The 24,198-nt window shown below is 53.2% G+C and carries 22 protein-coding genes; 12 read left to right on the forward strand and 10 right to left on the reverse strand.

Features of this window, described 5'->3' with window-relative positions; all coding sequences use genetic code 11:
* Positions 1-298 precede the first annotated feature (298 nt).
* Entirely contained in the window at positions 299-1,735 is a 1,437-nt protein-coding gene (ptsG, locus tag FVB43_RS17480; RefSeq protein WP_133842842.1) for a PTS glucose transporter subunit IIBC, read from the forward strand.
* A 50-nt stretch (positions 1,736-1,785) separates the two neighbouring features.
* Here ptsG and bglB read toward each other — a convergent pair whose 3' ends face one another.
* Together bglB and FVB43_RS17490 are read right to left on the reverse strand one after the other, a co-directional pair.
* Positions 1,786-2,925: a beta-galactosidase BglB gene (gene bglB / locus FVB43_RS17485; RefSeq protein ID WP_133842844.1), complete on the reverse strand. Its 1,140-nt coding sequence runs from the start codon at positions 2,923-2,925 to the stop codon at positions 1,786-1,788.
* Positions 2,906-4,516 carry an MFS transporter gene (locus FVB43_RS17490; protein WP_133842845.1) on the reverse strand — a complete coding sequence of 537 codons (1,611 nt, stop codon included), beginning with the start codon at positions 4,514-4,516 and terminating at the stop codon, positions 2,906-2,908. The genes bglB and FVB43_RS17490 overlap by 20 nt, the downstream gene beginning before the upstream one ends.
* Before the next feature lie 373 nt (positions 4,517-4,889).
* On the opposite strand from FVB43_RS17490, the gene hinT reads away from it, so the two are divergent.
* The 8 genes from hinT (at position 4,890) to FVB43_RS17530 (ending at position 11,073) form a co-directional block, all read left to right on the forward strand.
* A complete protein-coding gene (hinT, locus tag FVB43_RS17495; RefSeq protein WP_133842848.1) occupies positions 4,890-5,240 on the forward strand; it encodes a purine nucleoside phosphoramidase in 351 nt (116 codons plus the stop codon).
* A gap of 26 nt (positions 5,241-5,266) precedes the next feature.
* On the forward strand, positions 5,267-5,635 hold the full coding sequence (locus FVB43_RS17500; RefSeq protein WP_133842850.1) for a YcfL family putative periplasmic lipoprotein: 369 nt from the start codon (positions 5,267-5,269) through the stop codon (positions 5,633-5,635).
* A 47-nt stretch (positions 5,636-5,682) separates the two neighbouring features.
* Complete coding sequence (lpoB, locus tag FVB43_RS17505; protein WP_167864744.1) at positions 5,683-6,249, forward strand: penicillin-binding protein activator LpoB; 567 nt, start codon at positions 5,683-5,685, stop codon at positions 6,247-6,249.
* A 22-nt stretch (positions 6,250-6,271) separates the two neighbouring features.
* Positions 6,272-7,078: a thiamine kinase gene (thiK, locus tag FVB43_RS17510; RefSeq protein ID WP_167864393.1), complete on the forward strand. Its 807-nt coding sequence runs from the start codon at positions 6,272-6,274 to the stop codon at positions 7,076-7,078.
* Between the two features lie 22 nt (positions 7,079-7,100).
* Complete coding sequence (gene nagZ / locus FVB43_RS17515) at positions 7,101-8,120, forward strand: beta-N-acetylhexosaminidase (protein WP_197931297.1); 1,020 nt, start codon at positions 7,101-7,103, stop codon at positions 8,118-8,120.
* Positions 8,121-8,159: 39 nt separating this feature from the next.
* Positions 8,160-8,702, forward strand: a complete 543-nt coding sequence (gene ycfP, locus FVB43_RS17520; protein WP_133842856.1) for an alpha/beta hydrolase YcfP — start codon at positions 8,160-8,162, stop codon at positions 8,700-8,702.
* Positions 8,703-8,948: 246 nt separating this feature from the next.
* Positions 8,949-10,253, forward strand: coding sequence for an NAD(P)/FAD-dependent oxidoreductase (locus FVB43_RS17525; RefSeq protein ID WP_133842858.1), 1,305 nt, complete (start codon positions 8,949-8,951; stop codon positions 10,251-10,253).
* A gap of 280 nt (positions 10,254-10,533) precedes the next feature.
* Complete coding sequence (locus tag FVB43_RS17530; RefSeq protein WP_133842860.1) at positions 10,534-11,073, forward strand: glycine zipper 2TM domain-containing protein; 540 nt, start codon at positions 10,534-10,536, stop codon at positions 11,071-11,073.
* Positions 11,074-11,128: 55 nt separating this feature from the next.
* On the opposite strand, the gene mfd is transcribed toward FVB43_RS17530, so the two are convergent.
* Together mfd and FVB43_RS17540 are read right to left on the reverse strand one after the other, a co-directional pair.
* Complete coding sequence (mfd, locus tag FVB43_RS17535) at positions 11,129-14,575, reverse strand: transcription-repair coupling factor (RefSeq protein WP_133842862.1); 3,447 nt, start codon at positions 14,573-14,575, stop codon at positions 11,129-11,131.
* 115 nt (positions 14,576-14,690) lie between these two features.
* The gene (locus FVB43_RS17540) at positions 14,691-14,900 is read right to left on the reverse strand and encodes a hypothetical protein (protein ID WP_133842864.1); all 210 of its coding nucleotides are present in this window, start codon (positions 14,898-14,900) and stop codon (positions 14,691-14,693) included.
* A 207-nt stretch (positions 14,901-15,107) separates the two neighbouring features.
* Between FVB43_RS17540 and dgcQ the strand changes: the two genes are divergently transcribed.
* Positions 15,108-16,760, forward strand: a complete 1,653-nt coding sequence (dgcQ, locus tag FVB43_RS17545; protein ID WP_133842866.1) for a cellulose biosynthesis regulator diguanylate cyclase DgcQ — start codon at positions 15,108-15,110, stop codon at positions 16,758-16,760.
* On the opposite strand, the gene FVB43_RS17550 is transcribed toward dgcQ, so the two are convergent.
* Positions 16,757-17,977: a glycosyltransferase family protein gene (locus FVB43_RS17550; RefSeq protein ID WP_133842868.1), complete on the reverse strand. Its 1,221-nt coding sequence runs from the start codon at positions 17,975-17,977 to the stop codon at positions 16,757-16,759. The two genes, dgcQ and FVB43_RS17550, sit on opposite strands and share 4 nt — an antisense overlap.
* 27 nt (positions 17,978-18,004) lie before the next feature.
* Positions 18,005-18,808: a mannosyl-3-phosphoglycerate phosphatase-related protein gene (locus tag FVB43_RS17555; RefSeq protein ID WP_133842870.1), complete on the reverse strand. Its 804-nt coding sequence runs from the start codon at positions 18,806-18,808 to the stop codon at positions 18,005-18,007.
* Between the two features lie 691 nt (positions 18,809-19,499).
* On the opposite strand from FVB43_RS17555, the gene FVB43_RS17560 reads away from it, so the two are divergent.
* Entirely contained in the window at positions 19,500-19,658 is a 159-nt protein-coding gene (locus FVB43_RS17560; protein ID WP_133842872.1) for a YqaE/Pmp3 family membrane protein, read from the forward strand.
* Positions 19,659-19,729: 71 nt separating this feature from the next.
* A complete protein-coding gene (gene dsrB / locus FVB43_RS17565) occupies positions 19,730-19,918 on the forward strand; it encodes a protein DsrB (RefSeq protein WP_133842874.1) in 189 nt (62 codons plus the stop codon).
* 55 nt (positions 19,919-19,973) lie between these two features.
* Here dsrB and FVB43_RS17570 read toward each other — a convergent pair whose 3' ends face one another.
* From FVB43_RS17570 to fliQ, 4 genes are all read right to left on the reverse strand, one after another.
* On the reverse strand, positions 19,974-21,686 hold the full coding sequence (locus FVB43_RS17570) for a methyl-accepting chemotaxis protein (protein WP_167864395.1): 1,713 nt from the start codon (positions 21,684-21,686) through the stop codon (positions 19,974-19,976).
* A 159-nt stretch (positions 21,687-21,845) separates the two neighbouring features.
* Positions 21,846-22,481 (reverse strand): transcriptional regulator RcsA, encoded by a 636-nt coding sequence (gene rcsA / locus FVB43_RS17575; RefSeq protein WP_167864396.1) that lies wholly within the window; start codon positions 22,479-22,481, stop codon positions 21,846-21,848.
* A gap of 654 nt (positions 22,482-23,135) precedes the next feature.
* Positions 23,136-23,921, reverse strand: coding sequence for a flagellar biosynthetic protein FliR (gene fliR / locus FVB43_RS17580; RefSeq protein ID WP_133842880.1), 786 nt, complete (start codon positions 23,919-23,921; stop codon positions 23,136-23,138).
* Positions 23,921-24,190: a flagellar biosynthesis protein FliQ gene (gene fliQ / locus FVB43_RS17585; protein WP_133842882.1), complete on the reverse strand. Its 270-nt coding sequence runs from the start codon at positions 24,188-24,190 to the stop codon at positions 23,921-23,923. Before fliQ ends, fliR begins: the two co-directional genes overlap by 1 nt.
* Positions 24,191-24,198: the final 8 nt, after the last annotated feature.

The raw sequence follows: 24,198 nt of genomic DNA on the forward strand, positions 1-24,198 counted from the left end.
TCTTTTATAGCTCGTAATTAATAAGCAAAAGTCGTAAAGTGCAGCGCCCTTAAATCGGGTGCTGCATTTTTTTTGCGCAAAAAACTGGCGTTTCCCGTCAACTTTTACTAAAGAAGTGGCACGCGTTCAACGAAACGTGATAGCCATCAAACAAATTTGAGCGGATTTATTTTACCCTTCGTAATAAATACCGAGAGCGCTTAAGACGCTCCTTATTTTGCACTACCCGCAAAGGATCCTCCCCCTTTGCAACGCGCACAGCGCGAAGAAAAGCACTCATACTCAGGAGCTTTACACTATGTTCAAAAATGCATTTGCGAACCTGCAAAAGGTCGGTAAATCGCTGATGTTGCCCGTATCGGTGCTGCCGATTGCGGGGATCCTGCTGGGCGTTGGTTCTGCCAACTTCGACTGGCTGCCAGCGGTAGTTTCTCATGTGATGGCCGAAGCCGGTGGTTCGGTGTTTGCCAATATGCCGCTGATCTTCGCGATTGGTGTGGCACTGGGCTTCACCAATAACGATGGCGTTTCAGCGCTGGCCGCCGTTGTTGCTTACGGCATCATGGTGAAAACGATGGCCGTCGTGGCACCGCTGGTCCTTCACCTGCCTGCCGAAGAGATTGCGGCTAAGCACCTGGCTGACACGGGTGTACTGGGCGGGATTATTGCCGGTTCCATCGCGGCCTATATGTTTAACCGCTTCTATCGCATCAAGCTGCCTGAGTATCTGGGCTTCTTCGCGGGTAAACGCTTCGTTCCGATCATCTCCGGTTTTACCGCGATTTTCCTCGGTGTGTTGCTGTCCTTTATCTGGCCACCCGTCGGTACTGCGATTCAGGAATTCTCACAGTGGGCGGCGTATCAGAACCCGGTCGTCGCCTTTGGCATTTACGGCGTGGTTGAGCGTTCGCTGGTGCCATTCGGTCTGCACCACATCTGGAACGTTCCCTTCCAGATGCAGATTGGTGAATTCACCAATGCGGCAGGCCAGGTATTCCACGGTGATATTCCACGTTATATGGCGGGTGATCCAACGGCAGGTATGCTGTCAGGTGGTTTCCTGTTCAAAATGTACGGTCTGCCAGCCGCTGCGATTGCTATCTGGCATTCAGCGAAACCTGAGAACCGTGCCAAAGTGGGCGGTATCATGATCTCCGCCGCGCTGACCTCGTTCCTGACCGGTATCACCGAACCGATCGAGTTCTCGTTCATGTTCGTTGCGCCGATTCTGTATGCAATCCACGCAATCCTGGCGGGTCTGGCCTTCCCAATCGCTATCCTGTTGGGTATGCGTGACGGCACCAGCTTCTCGCATGGTCTGATCGACTTCATCGTTCTGAGCGGTAACAGCAGCAAAATCTGGCTGTTCCCGATTGTGGGTATCGTCTACGGCCTGGTCTACTACACCATTTTCCGTGTACTGATCGCCAAGCTGGATTTGAAAACACCTGGCCGTGAAGAAACGACCAGCGAGCAGACTGTCGGCAACGCCAGTGAAATGGCGGGTAACCTGGTGGCTGCCTTCGGCGGTAAAGATAACATCACCAATCTGGATGCCTGCATCACCCGTCTGCGCGTTAGCGTGGCGGATGTGAGCAAAGTCGACCAGGCGGGTCTGAAGAAACTGGGTGCGGCCGGTGTGGTCGTGGCAGGTTCTGGTGTTCAGGCGATTTTCGGTACTAAATCCGATAACCTGAAAACCGATATGGATGACTTTATCCGTAATTCGAAATGATCACGGTATAGTGACCAGAAGGGGCGCGAAAGCGCCCCTTTTTTTATGCCTCAGAGATAGACCCGCAGATACTCTGTCAGGCACAGGAGCGCCATCGCTTGTCCATACGGCATTGAGGTCAGCGGTATCTGGCGGTAATAGTCTAAATCACTGCCCATCGCGGTGCCGAATGACACCTGCGTCAGCTCACCGTCATCATTGATGTGTTCCATCACACCTTTCAGTGCGCGCTCGGCCACAGGATAATAGTCGCGGCTGAGATAGCGTTTACGCACAGCTTTCAGGATGCCGTAAGCGAAACCGGCAGTCGCCGAGGCTTCAAGATACGCGTCACGATCGTCCAGCAGCGTATGCCATAACCCGCTTTCATGCTGGCACTCCGCCAGCGCTTTCACCTGTCTTTCCAGCACCTGAAGCAAGTAGCGGCGGGTGGCGTGTTGCTCCGGCCAGTTCATCAGTTCAAGAAAATCGGGAATGGCGATGGTCAGCCAGCTGTTACCGCGCGCCCAGCGGGCGTTGGCAAAGTTGTGGTGGCCGTCGAATGTCCAGCCGTGGAACCACAGGCCGGTCTGGCGATCCATCAGATATTGTGTATGCAGCAGAAACTGATAGGTGGCTTCTTCGACAAACTCCGGACGGTTAAGCAACTGGCCTATTTTCGCCAGTGGCAACACGCTCATCATCAGCGTGTCATCCCACATCTGCTGGTGGTTCTCATTGTTATAGACCAGATGCTGAATACCATTATGCTCAGTGCGTGGCATGTCATACATCACCCATTCTGCCCAGCGTTCCAGTACCGGGCGCAGGGACGGATCGCGCGTTTCTTCATAGCGGTACGCGAGGGTCAGGAACGGACAGACAGTATTGACGTTTTTGGTCGGTGTACCCTCCTGGAGCCGTGCACTAAACCAGTCATCGATACGTTGCAGGGTCAGCTTATCGCCGGTCTGCTGGTAATAGTGATACATGCCGTACAGCCCGATGCCGTGCGTCCACTCCCAGCCTGCCCAGCCTTTGGTATCAATCACCCGGCCATCATCCAGGCGCAGCAAAAATTCGCCGCTTTCATCAGTAATGCCGACCAGATTATCACTGACGCGGGCAATCAGCTGCTGTAGCGCGGTGCGCGGCAGCAGGTATTCGGGCTGGCGCAGCAGTGCGCTGAACTTAACCGGGTAAACTGTCATCGTGGTGCTCCTGAGGTCGGATAGAAGGGAAGGCGGCGCGTGTTTCTGACAACGCTGCTGCCTGAGGTTTATGACGATTGAGGTAGCCAACATTGTTGTTACCCCAGAGATTCTCATACGGCATACCGGTCAGGGTTTCGACGGTGGCACGTGCTTCCGGTGTCAGCTGCTGCGGAACCACACCATCGGCCTGGCGCATTTTCAGCGTTTCTTCGCGCAGGGTATGGTGAGTGGCAAGATTGAGTTTAAAGCGCAGGGAGATAATAAAACCGAATGTCAGCATCACCAGCGTGCCGGCACCGAGAATAACGACAATGGTATGGCCGACCTGGGGAAGCTGCTCCGCTTTGCCCGAGACAAACCCGGAAAGTTGCAGGACGATACCGACCACCATCACTGCACCTGCCTGTGAGGCTTTGCGCGTCAGCGTCATGATTCCGGCAAAAATCCCCTCGCGCCGCTGACCGGTAATGGCTTCATCCACATCCGCAATGTAGGTGTAAATATTCCACGGGATATAGTTGATGCCACCACGCCCCAGACCCGCTACCGCGGAAATCAACAGCAGCAGTGCCAGGTTATTACTCATACCCGCGTACCACAGCAGGCAGTATGAGAGGGCGCTGGCGGCAAACAGTGCCACCACCAGGCGATAGGCCGGGGCAGGCCCAATGCGAATACATAACGGGATCATGCCAATCACCGCGATAAATTGCAGGACCGCCATGGTGCCCATCAGGTTGGAGGCCAGCTGCGCGCTCTGCATCAGCACAAAAACCACGTACCAGGTAAACACCGCGTTAAACACATCCTGAGCGATGTAGCCGCCGAGATACATACCAAGATGCTGGCGGAATATACGGATACGTAACGTTGATGCCAGCTCGACATACAGGCGTTTCAGGCTCTGGCCCAGCGTGAGGTGTTTTTTCTCCTCCTCTGCGCGTTTTGACTCTTCCGACATGGCATCGGCCGGACGCTCCCAGGTGAAGAACCACACCAGCGTCAGCACGATGGCACAGAGTGTGGAAAACACCAGGCTGGAATAGAAGAATGACACCGCGTTGTCCTTACCGAAAACCCCCAGCAGGATGCCCGGTAAAAAGGCGGCAAGAATCGCAGATAGCTGGGCGAGGGCGATACGGGCACCGGAGAAGCGCGTTTTCTGCTTAAAGTCGTCGGTCATTTCCGGTACCAGTGTTTCATAGGGCACCAGCACCATGGTGTAGACGATATCAAACAGCAGATAAGTGAGCAGATACCACAGGTAGCTCATATCCCCGACCCACATCAGGCTGTAGCTGAACACACAGGGAATGCCGAGCAAAATAAAGAACTTACGGCGGCCAAAGCGTTTACCCAGCCGGGTGCTGCCGAAGTTATCGGTGAGAAAGCCCATCAGTGGACTGATCACGGCGTCCAGCACCCGGGCAAGGGCGAAGATAAAGGTCGCTTCAATTGGCGTCAGGCCACAGAAGGTGGTGTAAAAATAAAGCAGCCATGCGGCGGTCAGGGCAGTAGTGCCGGCGCCGAGAAAATCACCGGAACCGTAGGCGAGATAATTTGCCAGTCCGATCTTACGAGTGTGCATCAGGAAAACTCCTTGCGCGGTGGGGTGGCTTCAGCCACAGGTTCCGGACAACTCATACGGATGCTGGAAAAATAGAGCGTTCGCGATGGCTGAACCTTGCCGTTTTTGCCATCTGAGGCAAGAAGGTGGCAAAATGGCCGTCATCGGTGTGTCGCACATCTAAATTTATAAAACACTGTTTTGTTTTTATCGAAAGTAGCGGTTCATTTTGTTGATGAACAGCACAGAAAGAGGGTGAAGGGCAACGCTGAGAGAGTGAAATGCCGTAAAGCCGAGCGATTAACCAAAGAAAAGTCAGTTGCAGGTTGAAAGAAAACGATTCTCTCGCTCATACTGCGGTAACGTTAACGACATGAACACAAGGACAGATAGCATGGCTGAAGAAACCATTTTCAGTAAAATTATCCGCCGTGAACTCCCGGCCGACATCGTCTATCAGGATGAACTGGTCACGGCATTTCGCGATATCTCCCCGCAGGCGCCGACGCACATTCTTATCATTCCTAACCTGCTGATTGCCACGGCTAACGATGCTGTCGCCGGGCACGAAGCCGCGCTGGGACGTATGATCACCGTAGCGGCGAAAATCGCGAAGGATGAAGGGATTGCTGAAGACGGCTACCGTTTGATCATGAACTGCAATAAACACGGCGGGCAGGAGGTTTATCATATCCACCTGCATCTTGTCGGTGGCCGACCTTTAGGCCCAATGCTGGCGTCCTGAACGCCAACGAATACGGACATAATCCTATGCGGGCAAGCGTAACGGCCATCACGTTACTGATAGCATTAACCGGATGCAGCAGCGATCGTACTGCCATAAATACCTCACAGTCACTGGTGATGGAATCGTCAGTATTGTCAGCGGGGATCACGACCGACGAACCGACGATCCGCGAGACAGAAGGACAACAGCGCGCGTCAACGGTACTATTTAATCAGCAGGAAAAACCGGTCCAGGTGACCTACCGATTCTATTGGTATGATGACAAAGGGCTGGAAATCTTGCCGTTTGAACGACCACATACCCTGACGGTACCCGCTCATGGTAAAGCCGAAATTTCATCTCAAACCGGTAATCTGACGGCGAGCAAAGTTCGTCTCTATCTGTATCTGTAAGGAGTTATCGCGTGAACAGCAACATCGTTAAACGCTCAGGGGTGCTGATGCTGGCGCTTTTTCTGAGCGGCTGTGTATTTTTTCAGAAGCAACAGGAAACGGCACCCCCTGCGCCCGTTGAACCGGTGCAGCCACCGATTACTGTGCCTGAACAGCCAAAAGCAGAGCCGGGGCAGAACGTGCCACCGCCGCCGAAAATGCAAACCCTCAACTGGCCAGCCAGTGTTTCTCCGCTGATTGCCCAGATGCTCAAAGCGGATGGCGTTACGCCTGGCGGCGTGCTGCTGGTGGATAATGTAAAAAACAGCACCAACGGCAGCCTGCAAAGTGCTAAAGCGACGGCTGCGCTGCAAAGTGCGTTGAAGGATAACACCCAGTTTACGCTGGTGACGCCACAACAACTGGCGGTGGCGAAGCAGACGCTCGGTCTGTCAGCGGATGACAGCCTGGTCTCACGCAGTAAAGCGGTGGGTCTGGCGCGTTACGTGGGTGCACAGTATGTGCTGTACAGCAATGCGGAGGGGGATGTGAAAGCACCCACGCTGCAAATGCAGTTAATGCTGGTGCAGACCGGCGAAATCATCTGGTCAGGTAGCGGTGCCGTTGTGCACTGATCCCGCCCTTGAGCGGCTGATCATGCAACAATTTCCGGCGGCGCGAGCCGCCGGTTCTTTTTCCCCCCTTGAGGGATTGAGCGGGTGCAGTGTTCAGGTTTCGCTTGAGGGAGTTTCCCTGCTGGCCAGGCGTGCCGCAGGGCTGCAGACCATGCCTGGGGTGGATCGCCAGCGTGAATACCGCCTGCTGCGCAAACTGGCCGCCAGCGGCCTTACACCGCGCGTTTATGGACGCAATGCGGACTGGCTGCTTCTGGCCTGGCAGCCGGGTAACGTGCTGTCGACAGGGCAGTGGGACAGGTGGGTAGAACCTCTGGTGAATGAAGTCGTCCGCTTGCACCGTCAGCCGCTGTCAGGATACCCCTTACAGCTGCTGCCGCTGCTGATGAGCTACTGGCAGCGCAGTCAGCCTGCGCGGCGCCAGATACACTGGCTGCGGGCGCTAAAGCGCTGTCAGCGGCAGGGCGAACCGAAACCATTACGGATGGCCTTACTGCATATGGATATTCACTGTGGGAACCTGATCCTCAATGACGGGCGCCTGCGACTGATTGACTGGGAGTACGCCGGTGATGGCGATGTGGCGCTGGAACTGGCCGCGATCATAATGGGTAACGGGCTGGATGCACAGCAACAGCAGCGTTTGATTGTCCATTATTCGGATCGGCAACAATTTGATTATGACCTACTACGACGGCAGGTTGACCGTTGGTTACCGTGGCTCGATCTACTGGCGACCAGCTGGTATGAGTTACGCTGGCAGCAAAGTGGTGAACACCAATTTAAGACGCTGGCAGCCGAGGGCTGGCAGCGCATGTCATCAGGTTAAGAGGTGAAGTGTGGGACCGGTAATGTTAGATGTACAAGGCGGCGAACTGGATGCCGAAGAGCGTGAAATTTTACAACACCCGCTGGTTGGCGGACTGATCCTGTTCAGCCGTAACTATCACGATCCGGCGCAGCTGCGTGAGCTGGTGCGACAGATCCGTGCGGCATCGCGCCATCGTTTGGTGGTGGCCGTCGATCAGGAAGGTGGCCGCGTTCAGCGCTTCCGCGACGGATTTACGCGTCTGCCGGCGATGCAGGCTTTTGCCGCATTACATCGTGGTGAGCAGGCAGAGGCACTGGCCCAGCAGGCAGGCTGGTTGATGGCCTCTGAAATGATTGCAATGGATATTGATATCAGCTTCGCCCCGGTACTGGATATTGGTCACGGCAGCGCGGCCATCGGCGAACGCTCATTCCATGAAAATCCGCAGGTTGCCCTGCAAATGGCGCGTTCATTTATTCGCGGGATGCACGACGCGGGAATGAAAACCACGGGTAAGCATTTCCCGGGACATGGTGCTGTGAGTGCAGATTCCCATAAAGAAACTCCGCGAGATACGCGCAGTGAAGCCGAGATCCGCCAGCATGACATGCCAATCTTCAGGCAGTTGATTGCGGAACAGGCGCTGGACGCAATTATGCCGGCCCACGTTATCTATACTGAAGTTGATCCGCGCCCGGCCAGCGGTTCGTCACACTGGCTAAAAACCGTGCTGCGTGAGGAACTTGGTTTTGACGGCGTCATCTTTTCAGATGATTTGTCGATGGAAGGTGCGGCTATTATGGGCAGCTATGCCGAGCGGGGTCAGGCCGCGTTGGATGCCGGGTGTGACATGATTCTGGTATGCAATAATCGTCAGGGAGCGGTGAGCGTGTTGGATAACCTGTCGCCGATCAATGCTGAAAGGGTGACGCAGCTTTACCATCGAAGCTCATTTACCCATCAGCAACTGCGTGACTCGACACGCTGGAAAGAGACCAGTGCCACACTGAGTCAATTGCAGGAACGCTGGCTGGAACATAAAGCGGCGGCAGGCATCTGATTTCAGGCTGCCTGCGGCGCATCAACGGTGAGGATGACAATGATTATTTATCTGCACGGTTTTGATTCAAACAGCCCGGGCAACCATGAAAAAGTGTTGCAACTTCAGTTTATTGACCCGGATGTCCGGCTGCTCAGCTACAGCACCCGGCATCCGAAGCACGATATGCAGCATCTGCTGAAAGAGACCTACAAGATGTTGCAGCAAAGTGATGACGAACGGCCATTGATTTGTGGTGTTGGTCTGGGCGGCTACTGGGCTGAACGTATCGGCTTCTTGTGTGATGTGCGCCAGGTGATGTTCAATCCTAACCTGTGGCCACAGGAAGTGATGGAAGGCAAAATTGACCGCCCGGAAGAGTATGTTGATATTGCCACCAAATGCGTCGGCAATTTCCGTGAGAAGAACCGTGACCGCTGTATGACCATTCTTTCCCGTCATGACGATGCGCTTGATAACCAGCGCAGTGCCGAGGCGTTACAACATTTTTACGAGCTGATATGGGATGAAGTGGAAGGGCATAAATTCAAGAATATCTCCCATCATCTTCCGCGAATCAAAGCGTTCAAATCATTAGGTTAATCCCCGTTTTTTATCCCTCGAAAACAGACCTCATGCCCGCTAAAAGGCGGGCTGGATGCAGGGTCTTTATTCGTACTATTCTTAGTTTTGCTAATAAAATTGACCAGGATCAATTTTCTTAGAACAGATGAATTCCCTCGTGTTATTCTGGCCCCAGCTCGCGAATTAACATCGCCAACCCTATGTTTACTAAGGTTATTTATTTAACTTTTAGTTAACGATTGGTTTACTTTTAGAGAGGGTCGTTTGACAACACCTATGAAAAAAATTGTAATCATCGGCGGAGGTGCCGGAGGTCTTGAACTGGCGACTCAGCTGGGGCACAAACTGGGCCGCAAGAAGAAAGCACACATTACGCTGGTGGATCGTAACCACAGCCATTTGTGGAAACCCTTGTTACACGAAGTGGCAACCGGGTCGCTGGATGAAGGTATTGACGGCCTGAGCTACCTGGCACATGCGCACAAACATGGTTTCAGCTTCCAGCTGGGAACGCTCACCAACCTCGATCGTGAGAATAACCGTCTGCAACTGGCTGAAATTCGCGATGCGCAGGGTGAACTTCTGGTCCCGGAGCGTGAGCTGGCGTATGACACGCTGGTGATGGCGCTGGGGAGCACCTCAAACGACTTTGGTACGCCGGGCGTAAAAGACAACTGTATCTTCCTCGATAATCCACACCAGGCACGCCGTTTCCATAATGAGATGCTGAACCTGTTCCTGAAGTTTTCCGCCAGTGAAGGTTCGCAGGATAAGGTTAATATCGCTATTGTCGGCGCGGGTGCGACCGGCGTTGAGCTGTCAGCCGAGCTGCATAACGCGGTGAAACAGCTGCACAGCTATGGCTATAAAGGTCTGGACAGCCAGGCGTTGAACGTCACGCTGGTGGAAGCCGGTGAACGTATTCTGCCTGCACTGCCACCGCGTATCTCCAGCGCGGCTCACAGCGAGCTGACCAAGTTGGGGGTACGCGTGCTGACTCAGACGATGGTCACCAGCGCGGATAAAAAAGGTCTGAACACCAAGAGCGGCGAATTTATTGATGCCGATCTGATGGTCTGGGCGGCAGGGATCAAGGCACCGGACTTTATGAAAGAGCTGGGCGGCCTGGAAACCAACCGTATTAACCAGCTCGTGGTTGAGCCAACCTTACAGACGACTCGTGACCCGAACATTTACGCCATTGGTGACTGCGCATCCTGCGCGTTGCCGTCCGGCGGTTTTGTCCCTCCGCGCGCACAGTCTGCGCACCAGATGGCCTCACGTGTTTTGGCCAATATTCTGGCGGATATAAAAGGGCAGCCACAGAAACCGTACGTCTATAAAGATCACGGTTCACTGGTCTCACTGTCCCGCTTCAGTACAGTGGGTAGCCTGATGGGTAACCTGATGCGCGGTTCGATGATGGTCGAAGGGCGCATTGCGCGTTTCGTCTATATCTCGCTGTACCGCATGCACCAGGTTGCGCTGCACGGTTACTTTAAAACCGGGTTGATGGTGCTGGTGGGCAGTATCAACCGCGCGATCCGTCCGCGCCTCAAGCTGCACTAAGCTGTGAAAAAACGGCTTATACTCCCGGATGAGCGTCTGTGGTGGTATAAGCCGTTCTTCTGACTCCCCCCGCTAATCCCCTTTGATAAGAACTCTCTTAAAAACTTTCTCTTATCATGCCTGATCCGATTTTCGTCCAGTATTCTTATTGTCACAATCCCCGGCTGGTAGCAGAATTCCTATCAATTACCACGGCGCGTCGCGCACGCCGAATATGCCGCACCTGTTCAGGATGCCGCAGTAATCAAGAATGCGCGGTAACAATGTCAGGAGGTTTCCTGTGAATAAATCAATGTTAGCGGGTATTGGTATTGGTGTTGTGGCTGCACTCGGTGTAGCAGCGGTGGCCAGTATGAATGTGTTCGATCGCAGCCCACAGTTCGCGCAGGTACTTTCAGCCACGCCGATTAAAGAGACCTTGAAGAATCCACGTCAGGAGTGCCGTAACGTCACGCTGACTCATCGTCGCGCTGTTCAGGATGAAAACCGCATCGCCGGTTCCGTGCTGGGTGCTGTTGCCGGTGGTGTGCTGGGTCACCAGTTTGGTGGCGGTCGTGGTCGTGATGTTGCCACCGTGGCGGGTGCGCTGGCGGGGGGCTATGGCGGTAACCAGGTCCAGGGCGCGTTGCAGGATCGTGATACCTACACCACGACCGAGCAGCGTTGTAAGACGGTCTACGATAAGCAGGAAAAAATGCTGGGTTATGACGTCACTTATAAGATTGGCGACCAGCAGGGTAAAATCCGCATGGAGAATGACCCGGGTACACGTATTCCGTTAGACGATAATGGTCAGCTGGTGCTGAGTAATAAAGCGTAAGTCAGCAGATTGACGCTATACGATGAAAAGGGACCTCATGGTCCCTTTTTTGATGTCAGCCCGTTGCATTCTCCAGCATCTGCTGCATAAACGTCTGCACCCACTTCATCCGCACCTTACGTTCGCCCAGCTCACGGATAAATTTCAGACGCGTTGGCCCATCCAGGCGCCAGTGCTGCGGTTCTTTTTGTAACAGACCAATCAGCCATACCGGGTCGACCTTGTTTTTCTCTGCAAACTCAACGAAACCGCCTTTCTCACTGGCTTCGACCTTGCGGATACCCAGCGTTTTCGCCACCAGACGCATAGACGCGATATCCAGCAGATTGCGTGCCGCATCCGGCAGCAGGCCGAAACGGTCAATCAGCTCAACCTTCAGGTCGTCCAGTTCACCCGGCTGCACGGCGCTGGCAATGCGTTTATAGAATGAAAGACGGGTATTCACATCCGGGATAAAGTCATCCGGCAATAGTGCCGGCATACGCAGCTCGATCTCGGTCTGATTGTTGGTCAGATCCTCGAGCGAAGGTTCACGCCCCTCTTTTAAGGCATCGACGGCGTTTTCAAGCAGTTCCATATACAGTGAGAAACCAATGGTTTCCATCTGGCCGCTCTGACCTTCGCCCAGCAACTCCCCGGCACCACGAATTTCCAGATCGTGTGTTGCGAGCGCAAATCCGGCGCCCAGATCCTCTAACGAAGCAATGGCTTCCAGACGCTTATGCGCATCGGTGGTCATCGATTTTGGATGTGGCGTCAGCAGCCAGGCATAGGCCTGATGGTGCGAACGCCCGACGCGACCACGCAGCTGATGCAGCTGTGCCAGGCCAAAGTGATCGGCGCGTTCAATGATGATGGTGTTCGCGGTCGGGATATCAATACCGGTTTCAATAATGGTGGTACAGACCAGCACGTTAAAACGTTGATGATGGAAGTCATTCATCACCCGCTCCAGTTCGCGCTCACGCATCTGACCGTGACCGATGGCCACACGGGCTTCTGGCACCAGATCCGACAGGCGTTTTGCCGCCTTTTCAATATTCTCAACGTCGTTGTACAGGTAATACACCTGGCCGCCGCGCAGTACCTCACGCAGGATCGCCTCGCGCACCACCATATCGTCATATTCACGTACGAAGGTTTTCACCGCCAGACGGCGCGCGGGCGGCGTGGCAATAATCGACAGATCGCGCATTCCGCTCATCGCCATATTCAGCGTACGCGGGATCGGTGTGGCGGTGAGCGTCAGGATATCCACGTCGGCGCGCATCGCTTTGATTCGCTCTTTATGGCGCACGCCAAAGCGATGCTCTTCATCGACGATCAGTAACCCCAGATCGCGCCACTTGATGTCGTTTTGCAGCAGCTTGTGGGTGCCGATAAGAATATCGACCTTACCCTCCTGCGCTTCTGCCAGCACCTGTGCCTGTTCTTTGGCGGTACGAAAACGTGACAGCATCTCAATACGTACCGGCCAGTTAGCAAAACGGTCGCGGAAGTTATCGTAATGCTGCTGAGCCAGCAGGGTGGTCGGCACCAGCACGGCAACCTGCTTATGATTTTCTACGGCCAGGAAGGCGGCGCGCATGGCGACTTCGGTTTTACCGAAGCCAACATCGCCGCACACCAGACGATCCATTGCCAGCGGCTGGCACATATCGCTCAATACCGCATTGATGGCCTGCGCCTGGTCCGGGGTGGTTTCAAAAGGGAAGCTCTCACAGAACAGCTGGTACTGCTGTTTGTCGTGCTTAAACGCGAACCCGGTTTTCGCCTCGCGCTGTGCGTAGATATCCAGCAGCTCTGCTGCAACGTCACGCACTTTCTCGGCTGCTTTTTGCCGCGCACGTGACCAGGCATCGCTGCCCAGTTTATGCAGTGGGGCATTCTCTTCGGCGCCGCCGGCATAACGGCTGATCAGATGCAGTGACGAGACTGGCACATATAACTTGGCATCCCCGGCATAGGCCAGCATCAGATACTCGGCCTGAATCCCCCCCGTTTCCAGCGTAGTGAGGCCAATGTAGCGGCCCACGCCGTGCTCCAGATGCACCACGGGCTGACCGGGACGCAGTTCGGCAAGGTTACGGATCAGGACATCCGGGTTAATGGTCCGGCGGCTATCCTGACGGCGGCGACTGACGCGCTCCCCCAGCAGATCGCTTTCACAGATCAGGGCGCGGTTGCGCAGCCGGTCAATAAAGCCGTGTTCGCTGGCACCAATTAACAGATAGTGGCCGGGTTGGTCGGCCTGCGGCAGCGAGTCGATAGCGGTGGGTTTTAACTTGATGCGTGCCAGCAATTCCTGCAACGTTTCACGGCGGCCCTCGCTTTCTACCGAGAACACCACCGGACCATCGAAAGACTCAAGGAAACGGCGCAGCGTGTCCAGCGGGGCTTTGGCCTGCGCCTGTACGGCGAGGTCCGGCAACGTTTCATAACGCAGGTTGGTATTGGCGGCTTTGTCAGCCAGCAGGTCGGTTTTCAACTGTACGCGAGGCCACAGCTTCAGTTCGCTGAACAATTCATCCGTACGCAGCCACAATGTCGGAGGCGGTAGCAGTGGGCGCATCGGGTCGACGCGGCGGTTTTCATAACGTGCATTGACATCCTGCCAGAAGCGCTCGGCGCCGCTTTCCAGATCGCCGGAAATCACCAGCAGTGTGGTGGCCGGGATATAGCTGAACAGCGCGGGAAGGGGCTGCTCAAAAAACAGCGGCTGCCAGTACTCAATCCCGGTAGGCAACGTCCCCTTACTCACCTGCTGATAAATATGCTCGGGCTCACGGCGCACATCAAAATGCTCGCGCCACTGGGTGCGAAACAGTTCGATGGCTTTTTTATCGGTCGGGAATTCGTGAGCGGGCAGCAGATCGATCGCTGTCACTTCTTCCTGCGTACGCTGGCTGTCGATATCGAACAGACGCAGGCTGTCGATTTCATCATCAAAGAAGTCGATGCGGTAGGGACGTTCACTGCCCATCGGATAGAGGTCGAGCAGGGCGCCACGGGTAGCAAATTCACCGTGTGCCATGACCTGGTCAACGCTGCGATAACCGGCTTGCTCAAGCTGGGCACGCAGCTTATCACGTGAGAGCTTCTGTCCCTTTTTCATCACCAGCGCGTGGCCGTGCAGGAAGTTATGCGGGCAAACGCGCTGCATCAGGGTATTGACCGGCATAATCAGTAACCCGCGTTCCAGCCCGGGAAGTTGATATAAAGTGGAAAGCCGGGAGGAGATGATTTCCTGATGGGGAGAAAAACTGTCGTACGGCAGGGTCTCCCAGTCAGCCAGTGCCATCACGGGGTGGGAGGTAAACTGTTTGATTTCATCCTGCAGGCGCAGTGCATTCTGCATATCCTGCGCAATCAAAATCACCAAACCATGATGACGTTCAACAATTTCGGCGCATTCAACGGCACAGGCCGCGCCGGTGAGTTGCCCCAGCTGGCGCTGGTCACCTGCTCTGGTCGGCAGGTCATAACGGTAGAGTTCAGGCATAATAAGTTAGACGGTCTCTTCACAAAAGGGAGAACGGGACCCCTGGCGCGCCGGGGGGGCCCGATTCAGCTAGATGGAGTATACCTTGATTTTAGCGCTTGTTGGGGGCAGTACGTTATTTTGGTGATTGTTGACCATCATGCATTCTTGGGCGGTCGATATTCGCCCATATCAGTTCGTTTTCAGCGTGATAGCTGTGGTTTCCATCATCCCACTTGATGTAATATCCTGCGGATCGGTCGCCCTGATCAAAGACGTTAAGGACCACACCTTTAATCTGTCCCGTTTTATGGCGCACAATACTGCCTTTAGGAAATCTGGACATTACTACCTCCTGTACCAGCAGGGCCTCAGGCGAATACTCTTTACAGTAATAGCGCTATTTTCCCCCTGTTGAAAGGGGTTTGGCCTGAAGGAGATCAATAAAAATGTCATCACTCTGTCGTACGAACGCCGCGTGCTGGCTGCGCAGTAGGCAGCGGTCTAAACTGTGTAAAAACCAAGAAGAGTAGCGGCGGAGAATGCTTAAGTGATGCCTGACAAAAGTTCGCGTTTCTTTCGGCCTAAAAACATGGTTCATTTCTGTTTTGCGATTGTCTTTGCCTTCTCCAGCATTTTAACCCTGCATGAAGCGATAGTGCTGAAATCGTCACATGAAACCACCCAGCGTGCCTGGCTGACTCAGGCGGGCAGCAGCCTTGAGCGGCAGTGGCAGCAAAGTATTGATGAGATGTTCTTCTTTCGTAATATGCTGCGCCATGCGCTTGGCGATCCGCTGGAAACCGATAAATCCCGTGATGCGTTAACCGTCTTTGCCGGCGAGCGGCAAAGTCCGCTGTGGAGCATCTCTATTAATACCGAGCGCAGCATACCGATCTCCGGAATTTCTGATGCTGCCGTACAGCGCCTGCCATTACTCGACCGCAGCGATCCACAGCGCCTGAACGATGAGCTAACCGCCGCGCTGGAGATGAGCTACATCCTGCAGTTCAACAATCCTCAACAGGATTTCCACTACCGTCTCTGGTATATCTCGCGCGCCGGTTTTTATCTGAGTTCTGTGCCTGACGATCATGCCGAGACGGCGACAAGTTACAGCAGCGTTATCAACCGCCCTTATTTCCTCAGTGCCAGCCCGGAACAAAACCCGCAGCGTAAACTTCGCTGGTCTGGAACCTATCGTTCCGTTGATAACGAAGGTGATGTGGTGACGGTGGCTCTGCCCGTCGACCATGACCAATACTGGTATGGCGTTCTGGCGATGGACTTTTCCACCCAGGTCATTCAACGGTACTTACAGCACGCTTTGCCCAGGTGGCAGGACGGCAGCATCATCTTGTTCGATAGCCAACAACACGCGGTGGCGATTTCGGATGGTCAACCGCTGAACGAACACGGACTGGATGCTGCACAGGTGGCCAGCATTTTCAGCCAGGTTACCCCGGAGCAAAGTGGGCAAATCCGTTCAGGAATGCAGTTAATCACCTGGATGCATTTACAAAACTTCGACGGACTGCTGGTTAATGTGCAAACCCTGCATGAGGGGCTGCGGGGTGAAGCGGGACGGGTGATGATGATACTGCTGCTGATGTGGGGGCTGTTCAGCCTGACGCTGCTGGCGTCCCATCAGGCCATCATTCGGATGATCGGGCGCTTATTGACCCTTCAGGAAACCCTGAGCTGGCGTGCGAACTATGATGGTTTAACCCGCCTGTTAAACCGCAGTGCCTTTTTCGACCATGCGGAACGCGTGTCAGCGTTCTGTGAACGTCAGCAGCAGCCTGTTTCTCTGATTCAGCTCGATCTTGACCATTTTAAATCGGTGAACGATACGCTTGGGCATCATGCGGGCGATGTGGTGTTGACCCATGCAGCGGCCATCATTGCCCAGACCGTGCGAAAAGTGGATGTGCTGGGGCGCGTAGGGGGCGAAGAGTTTTGCATTGTCTTACCCGATACCGGGCTTGAGGAGGCAGTAGAAATAGCGGAGCGAATTCGCGGCAAGCTGGCCTCAAAAGAGGTGTTGATTGACGCCACTCATACGTTGAAGGTGACCGCCTCACTGGGTGTGAGCAGCAGCGAAGAGCAGCAGGAGTACCAGATAGATACCCTGCAATCGGTGGCAGATGGCCGGCTTTATCAGGCAAAAGCCGCCGGCCGTAACTGCGTCAGCAGCGGGCCTTAAACGTCCCCGCTGTTATCATCTTCAACCGCCTGGTAAATGCGTTGCATGATATCAGGAAAGGCCGATTGTACACGGCTCCAGCTGGGGATAAACGGCTTCTCATTCGGGCGCTCAATAAAGGCTTGTCCGGCATCAAGGATCGACTGCGTAAACGTTTCGACGGCGGCTTCTTCCGCATGTTGATCGAAAGTCAGGCCATTCATGGTCGCTTCATGGTGGTAGATTTCCATCATATCCAGCGCATTGCGATAATAGGTCGCTTTCAGCACGCGGAAGGAATCACTGGTGATACTGACTCCCATCGTGGCCATCTTGCGCAGTAACGACTGCACAATGTCGTTGCTCATGCGCTTCAGACCGCCAGTGCCGTCCTCTTCTGCCAGTGGCTGATGCTTATGATCGTAATTATCCGCGATCTCTACCTGGCAGCTCTGGCGGGTGGTGTAGTTGCGATATATTTCTGACAGTACGCCGATCTCCAGCCCCCAGTCGCCCGGCAGCTTGATGCCGTTGAGCACATGCGTGCGCATGGCGAACTCGCCGGAAAGAGGGTAGCGAAAGCTGGTCAGGTAATCCAGATAGTCAGAGTGACCGTATACTTTTTGCAGAGAACGTAACAGCGGTCCCACCAGCAGCCGTCCCACACGACCGTTGAGCTTGTTATCGGCTACCCGCGCATAGAAACCTTTGCAGAACTCATACTGAAAGCCGGGGTTAGCCAGAGGATAGAGCAGGCGCGCCAGCATTCCCCGTTCATAGGTAACAATATCGCAGTCGTGCAGGGCGACGCAGGCCGACTTGTCTGACGCCAGGGTATAGCCGGTGCAAAACCAGACGTTACGGCCTTTTCCCGGTTGCGAAGGTGATAGCCCCTCTTTGTCCAGCTCCGCATCCAGCGCCTTCAGACGCGGTCCATCGTTCCACAAAATACGATGTCGCTGTGGCAGACGTGAAAAGAACTCCCGAGCGAGCAGAAACTGGTCGCGGTCCGCGCGGTCCAGACCGATAACAATCTCCGACAGGTAGGGGACTTTGGCCAGTTCATCGACAATATGACTGAGGGCTGGACCTTCCAGTTCGGAAAAGAGTGATGGCAGGATCAACCCCATTTTGCGCTTGCGCGAAAAGCGCACCAGATCTTTTTCCAGCGTCTCTACGGAGCGTCCGGTCAGATTATGAAAATTCGTTATCACGCCATTCTGGTAAAAATCGCTCATCGCTTACCCCTTAAAAATCGCCTCAGTTTACTGAGTGATAAAATGCGTCAGCCCTTCGCTCCAGCCCTCGGGGCCAAAGTGCGCGGTATGATAGATATGATGTTTATCCTGACGTTCCAGGATGATGGGATTTTTACTGTAGCCTTTGATTACGATGGCATAATCGACGGCATCCAGCATCGGCGCATCGTTGGGGCCATCGCCCAGTCCAATGGTGACGGGGGATTTGTCTCCCTGCAGGGTGTGTTGAAGTAGCCAGCGCAGTGCGGCGCCTTTGCCGCTGCCTTCCCGCATCACGTGCCAGAAGCGTCCTCCCTGAACTAAGGTCAATGCCCGGGCCTCCAACTGCTGGCGGAACAGGGCGAACTGTTCGCTACTGTCACGCCAGATAAGGCTTTCGGAGGCTTCGCGCAATCTGGCCAGAGCAGCATCATGCGGCGTCAGTCCCGTCCATTCGGAAACCTCTTTTTCGCTCACATCAGAAAAACCGGTGAACTTAAAGCCATACTGCTGCTTCAGTTGTGCTAACTGCCCGCACAATGCCGCGTAGTTAACGGTGCTTTCAGGAAGATGCGGTGACGGCGTACGGGCATGACCATCGCTCACAACGGCACCGTTTTCAGCAATAAAAGGGGTGCCACTTAGCCCCAGTGCTCGCTGTAGCGGAATGATTTCTGCTGCGGTTTTGCTTGAGCAGATCACCAGCGGAATGTGGTGCGCTTGCAAACGCGCCAGCCAGGGCTCAGCAGGCTGCCAGCTGTAGGTGTGGTGATCAAGCAGCGAGCCGTCGAGATCGGTGACGATCATCAGTGGGTCCTGCAACGTCGGCATAAGCCCTACCTCAGAGTGATATTTGGCAGTAGAACCGTCAGTATAGCTCAGCCATCGCATTGAGAAGGGTAGGGAAGGGATTGAGGCAAGGCTTCCACTCACTCCAGGAATTATCTTAAAAAAAACAGTGTTAAATAACGGGCGTGATTATCCCGGTAGGAAGAAGAAGCCAGATGTGGTGCAGCTTAGCGTCGTTTAAGCTGTACGAAAATTCTCAGGCTGTACACATTAGGCGGTGTATTAAGACTTATCCGAACGTGAGGATCGGTTAGTCTGCTAACGTTAAAGAATTCCCAGATGTAACGAACTTCATTTCCTGTGAGAAACACTTTTATCCCGGCCTGGTTTGGTCGGGATTTTTTTTGCCCATTGATATCAGGTCAGGGATTCAGAAGGGATGTACATTATTCAGGGCAAAAAAAAGCCCGCGCTGCGCGGGCAAAAATCCTTGTTACTTAGGTGCTGCCCATTGAGTGGACATCACCGTCTGCCCCTTTGGGGTTGGCGCAGTAAGAATATTCTAAGGGTTTACGCCGTGAAAAATCTCACTGTGAATCGTAAAGAAAGTGAAAAAACCTGATGGGATAAGGCTTTACCCAGCTTTACCCGCCGCAGACAGTGATGTGAATCCAGACTGGCTATACTCTTTGTGCGGGTCATCCCGTGCGATAAAACAGATAACGGAGAATTTATGGACTTTTTACGAATTGTAATTGCGATTCTATTACCCCCACTGGGTGTGTTTATGCAGGTCGGTTTTGCAGGTGCCTTCTGGCTGAATATCCTGCTGACGATATGTGGTTATATCCCGGGCATTGTGCATGCTGTCTGGGTCATCGCCCGTCGCTAATCATTGATGTGAGTGCCTGCGCAGAGTGAGATTTTCGGTTAAACTCATCCAAAAATGGCGCAGGAGGGGTTATGAAGGTCAATGAACGGGTAACAGTGAAAACGGATGGCGGACCGCGTCGTGAAGGTACGGTTCTGGCCGTTGAGAACTTCAGTGAAGGTACTATGTTTCTGGTCGCGCTTGAGGACTACCCATTGGGGATCTGGTTCTTTAATGAAGTCGGTCATGACGACGGCATTTTCGTCGAGCCGCATTCGTAATCTGCTGTACGGGGCGACCCTTTTTCGGTCGCCCCTCCGCCCTGTGATCAACGACTCAGAACGTTTCCCAGTGGTCATTGCTGGTGGATGCCAGCGCAGGCCGTGGAGCCGCTAATGCTTTGGATTGACTGCCTGTGTTGCTGGTTTTTACCGTGGCTGCTGCGGCACCATTCAATTTAAAGGCTGATACCGCCTGAGTCAGACGCGCCGCTTGTTCTTCCAGAGACGCCGCCGCAGAAGACGCTTCTTCTACCAGTGAGGCATTCTGCTGGGTGACGTTGTCCATCTCGGTCACTGCCATACTCACCTGCTGAATGCCTTTACTCTGCTCGTCAGAGGCAGCAGCAATCTCCGCCATAATATCGGTCACCCGACGGACGGCATCAACAATTTCACCCATCGTATTACCGGCGTGGCCAACCTGTGCCGAACCTTTGCCGATCAAATCTACCGATTCAGCTATCAGTCCTTCGATCTCTTTCGCTGCACCGGCGCTGCGCTGCGCCAGATTGCGAACTTCGCTGGCCACCACGGCAAAACCACGACCTTGCTCACCGGCGCGTGCAGCTTCAACGGCGGCGTTCAGTGCCAGAATGTTAGTCTGGAAGGCGATGCTGTTAATCACCGTAGTGATTTCGGCAATTTTCTTCGAGCTGGTGGAAATATTATTCATGGTATTCACCACGCCAGTGACAATATCGCCACCCTGGCGTGCTTTGCCGGAGGCATCCGAGGCGAGCTGGCTGGCATGATGAGCATTCTCAGCGTTCTGTTTCACCGTCGCAGTCAGTTCTTCCATACTCGCGGCGGTTTGTTCCAGCGCCGAGGCCTGCTGCTCGGTACGGGAAGAGAGGTCGGTATTGCCCGCTGATATTTCGCTGGAGCCTTGATAAATCGCTACGGCTCCTTCACGCACGGTGCCAACGGTTTTCACTAAGGCCTGCTGCATCAGCTGCAGATTATTCCCCAGACTGCCAATTTCACTGCGTCCCCAGTTTTGCAGTGGCGCGGTCAGATCGCCACGGGAAATATGTTCAATGCGTTCTACCGCCTGGCGTAATGGGGTAATAACCACCCGGCGCAAGAAGATAAAGGTCGCCAGGGTTAATAACAGCGCAAGGCCAAACGCGCCTGCCATCATAATAAAGCCGAGACGGGTTTGAGAGGCGGCCTGCACATTAATCGCTTCCGCGCGTTCGGTACGGATCTTAATGGCTTTTAACAGCACCGCGTTATACGCATCGTCCAGCTTGCGGGTGTAGTCAGTTTCCTGGGCAATAACGCCTTCAAAGCTCCCATCGGAAGCACTTTTTACCATCGGCATGACGCCCTGAGTGATATATGCCTCAAAACGGGTTTTCAGTTCGCCATCCAGCGCTTCATCAGCCGGCGTTTTTACCCGGCGGTTGAGATAGGCATTAAAGCTTTCGCGTGCCGATTTAATGCGTGCCTGAGTTTTGTCGAGGTTGGTTTTGAACTCATCCATCTCACCAATACGTGCGGAAGCTCCTGCGTGGACTACGGTCAGGCGTGCCGTACGTAAATGGTTGGAACTGTTAGAAAGCGCCATACGTACCTGAATCTCTTCCGTCACATCATTCAGTGACTGATTACTCTGAATCAAAAAGTAGCTGGCGAGGCCGATACACAGGGCAAAAAGTAGCAAAATTCCGCCAAGAATGGCGGCGAACAATGGAACCAGACGCAGGTGTTGCCAGAAGCTGATAGCCTGATGTTCGTTAGATTGTAATTGTGATTTCATATCCATTGCTCTCTGTCAGGTAGGGACGAAGTCATACTCCGGTCGTCTACAAAACATCGGCATACGGGCTAAAAGGATTAGGGCTGGAAGTGCGAGCAGGCTCACAAAATGAGTATTATCTGATAGGAGGCGGGGGGCCGGTGAGTACCAGCCTCCCCTGGATGATTATCTTACGTTGACATAAATACCGCTGGTAACGTTATCAGTTAAACGAACCACATGATAAATAACCTGCTTGTTATGCGTTTTTATTTTACGTTTGATATTACCTTTGTGTGATGACACCGTTTTCGCTTTTATTTGCATTTTATCTGAAATCTGAATGGTGTCGTGACCTGACATCCACATCTTCAGCATGTTTGACTCCGTCTGACTGAGCGTCAGTGGATGTACGTCGAAGCCCGAAGAATAGCGAGGTGACAGATTAAGTTTCTTTTGAAAGTACGTGCTAAGTAATGAATCCAGGGTCGACGGCTTTATCGATTTTGATGTAATAATCAGATTCTTACGAACGTAGAGGTATTCCTCAAAATGGATATTAGAGATGGCCATAAAAATGAAAAACAACGTATCAGGATGCTGCATAATAATGTTTCTGATTCGTTGGCTTGCATCGGATTCATGAATGAAGCAATCTTCATTAATAAAAACAACGCCGGGTTGAAGCTGCTGGCACTTTATTTGTAACTGCTCAATATCGTTAACTGAGGTTATATTTTTCTTTTTAACCCCTTTCACTGCCATATAGTCAGTTAAACCTAGCCGTGTATAGTTACATGAATCCATAATAATCGTTGGCATAATAGCGACCCTCACCAATTTGTTATCCGTTTAAATCAACGATGAATTACGCGCGTTCGGTACGAGAGCAAGAGTTCTGTTTCACGGTCTTGTTATATTTACCCAGCGTTAGCAAAGCTTGCCATTGACGGCGAGGGTACTTAATTCATCCTTGCTGACAGGTAGTTTGAGTTTTGACGAGGTGAAAACCTGTCTGAGTACCAGGGTCAGTGCAAAAGCAGAGGTTCCGCTTAGCAATCTGACTTAACACAGCATTTGACGCAGCTTTCTGCCTGCATCGACACACTATCGCGCAGAAAACAGAAAACTCTGATAGGACGATTCTTAAAAACATTCATTTTCCGAAAGTGTAGACTCACGGAGTGCATTGACAATGCCGGAAAATGTATTTTAAAACAAGGAAAACCGCGAAAAATAAAATTCCCATAAAAAACAGTCGTTTGAGTGTTTTTTAACCGTTAACTCTTTCGCAACAAATCATCGGTTTGAGGGGATAAAATACGCTAAGTGCGTTTTAATAAGAATGATTTTCATCGTGCTAGTGCATTTATCAGAATTTCCTTAAGGATATTCTGCAAATAATGGCCCAAAAAATACACAGATGTATTTTCAACGCTTAACAATAACTTTGCACAAAAATGAGAATAGGTAAGTTTACTTACCGGGTAATTCACTGAGCAACGTTGCCAGCAAGTCGAACACTTCACTGAACAAATGTTCGCAGAAGGGCGCTAGCAGCGGCATCATCAGGCTAATGAACACCATACCGATTGATAAGGTAACAGGGAAACCAATAGCGAAAACGGAGAGTTGAGGTGAAACGCGGTTTAACAAACCCAGGGCCAGGTTTAAGGTGAGTAACAGAGTGATTAACGGTAGCGCTAATCTCATGCCATTAAGGAAAATCAGGCCTGCCGCTTTGGTCAGGGCCATAAACGCATTGCCGTTAAGCGGTTCCCCGCCGATGGGCAATGTATGAAAACTGTCGGCAACCATCGAAATCAGCCACAGATGACCGTTGAACGACAGAAACAGCAGCATGGCCAGCATATCCAGAAAGCGTGCCAGTACCGGCATATTCAGGCGGCTGCTCGGATCGAAGAAGGTGGCAAAGGATAATCCCATCTGCAAACCTATCACTTCACCCGCTGTGCGCACGGCGGCAAACGCAAACTGCATGGTGAAACCAATCGATACGCCAATCAGTATCTGTTGGATTAGCAGCCAGAAACCACCGACAGAGAACAAGGTAACGGTAGTGGGGGGTAAGGAAGGCACCAGTACCCAGGTAATCATCACACCCAGCCCGATTTTGACTTTACGACTGATGGATTTTTCATTCAGTAACGGCGCAGACATGATCAAAGCCAGCACACGGGCGAGGGGCCAGAAAAGCTGACTTATCCAGAACAACAGTTGACTACTGTCAAAAAGAATCATTATCCGATCATATACGGCAGGTTACTGAACAGAGTGCGCATATAGTCGAGCACCAGGTTCAGCATCCAGGGGCCGGCAATCACGATAGTGGTGACAACCGCCAGGATCTTAGGAATAAAGGAGAGCGTCTGTTCGTTGATCTGGGTTGCCGCCTGTAACAGGCTGATAAGAAAACCACTGACCAGCGCAGCCAGCAGCAGCGGAGCCGCCAGCGCCAGCGCAATCAACATGGCATCATGCCCCAGTACCATTACCGATTCAGGTGTCATTGTCGTGG

Source organism: Erwinia rhapontici, assembly GCF_012271765.1.
Classification (GTDB): domain Bacteria; phylum Pseudomonadota; class Gammaproteobacteria; order Enterobacterales; family Enterobacteriaceae; genus Erwinia; species Erwinia rhapontici.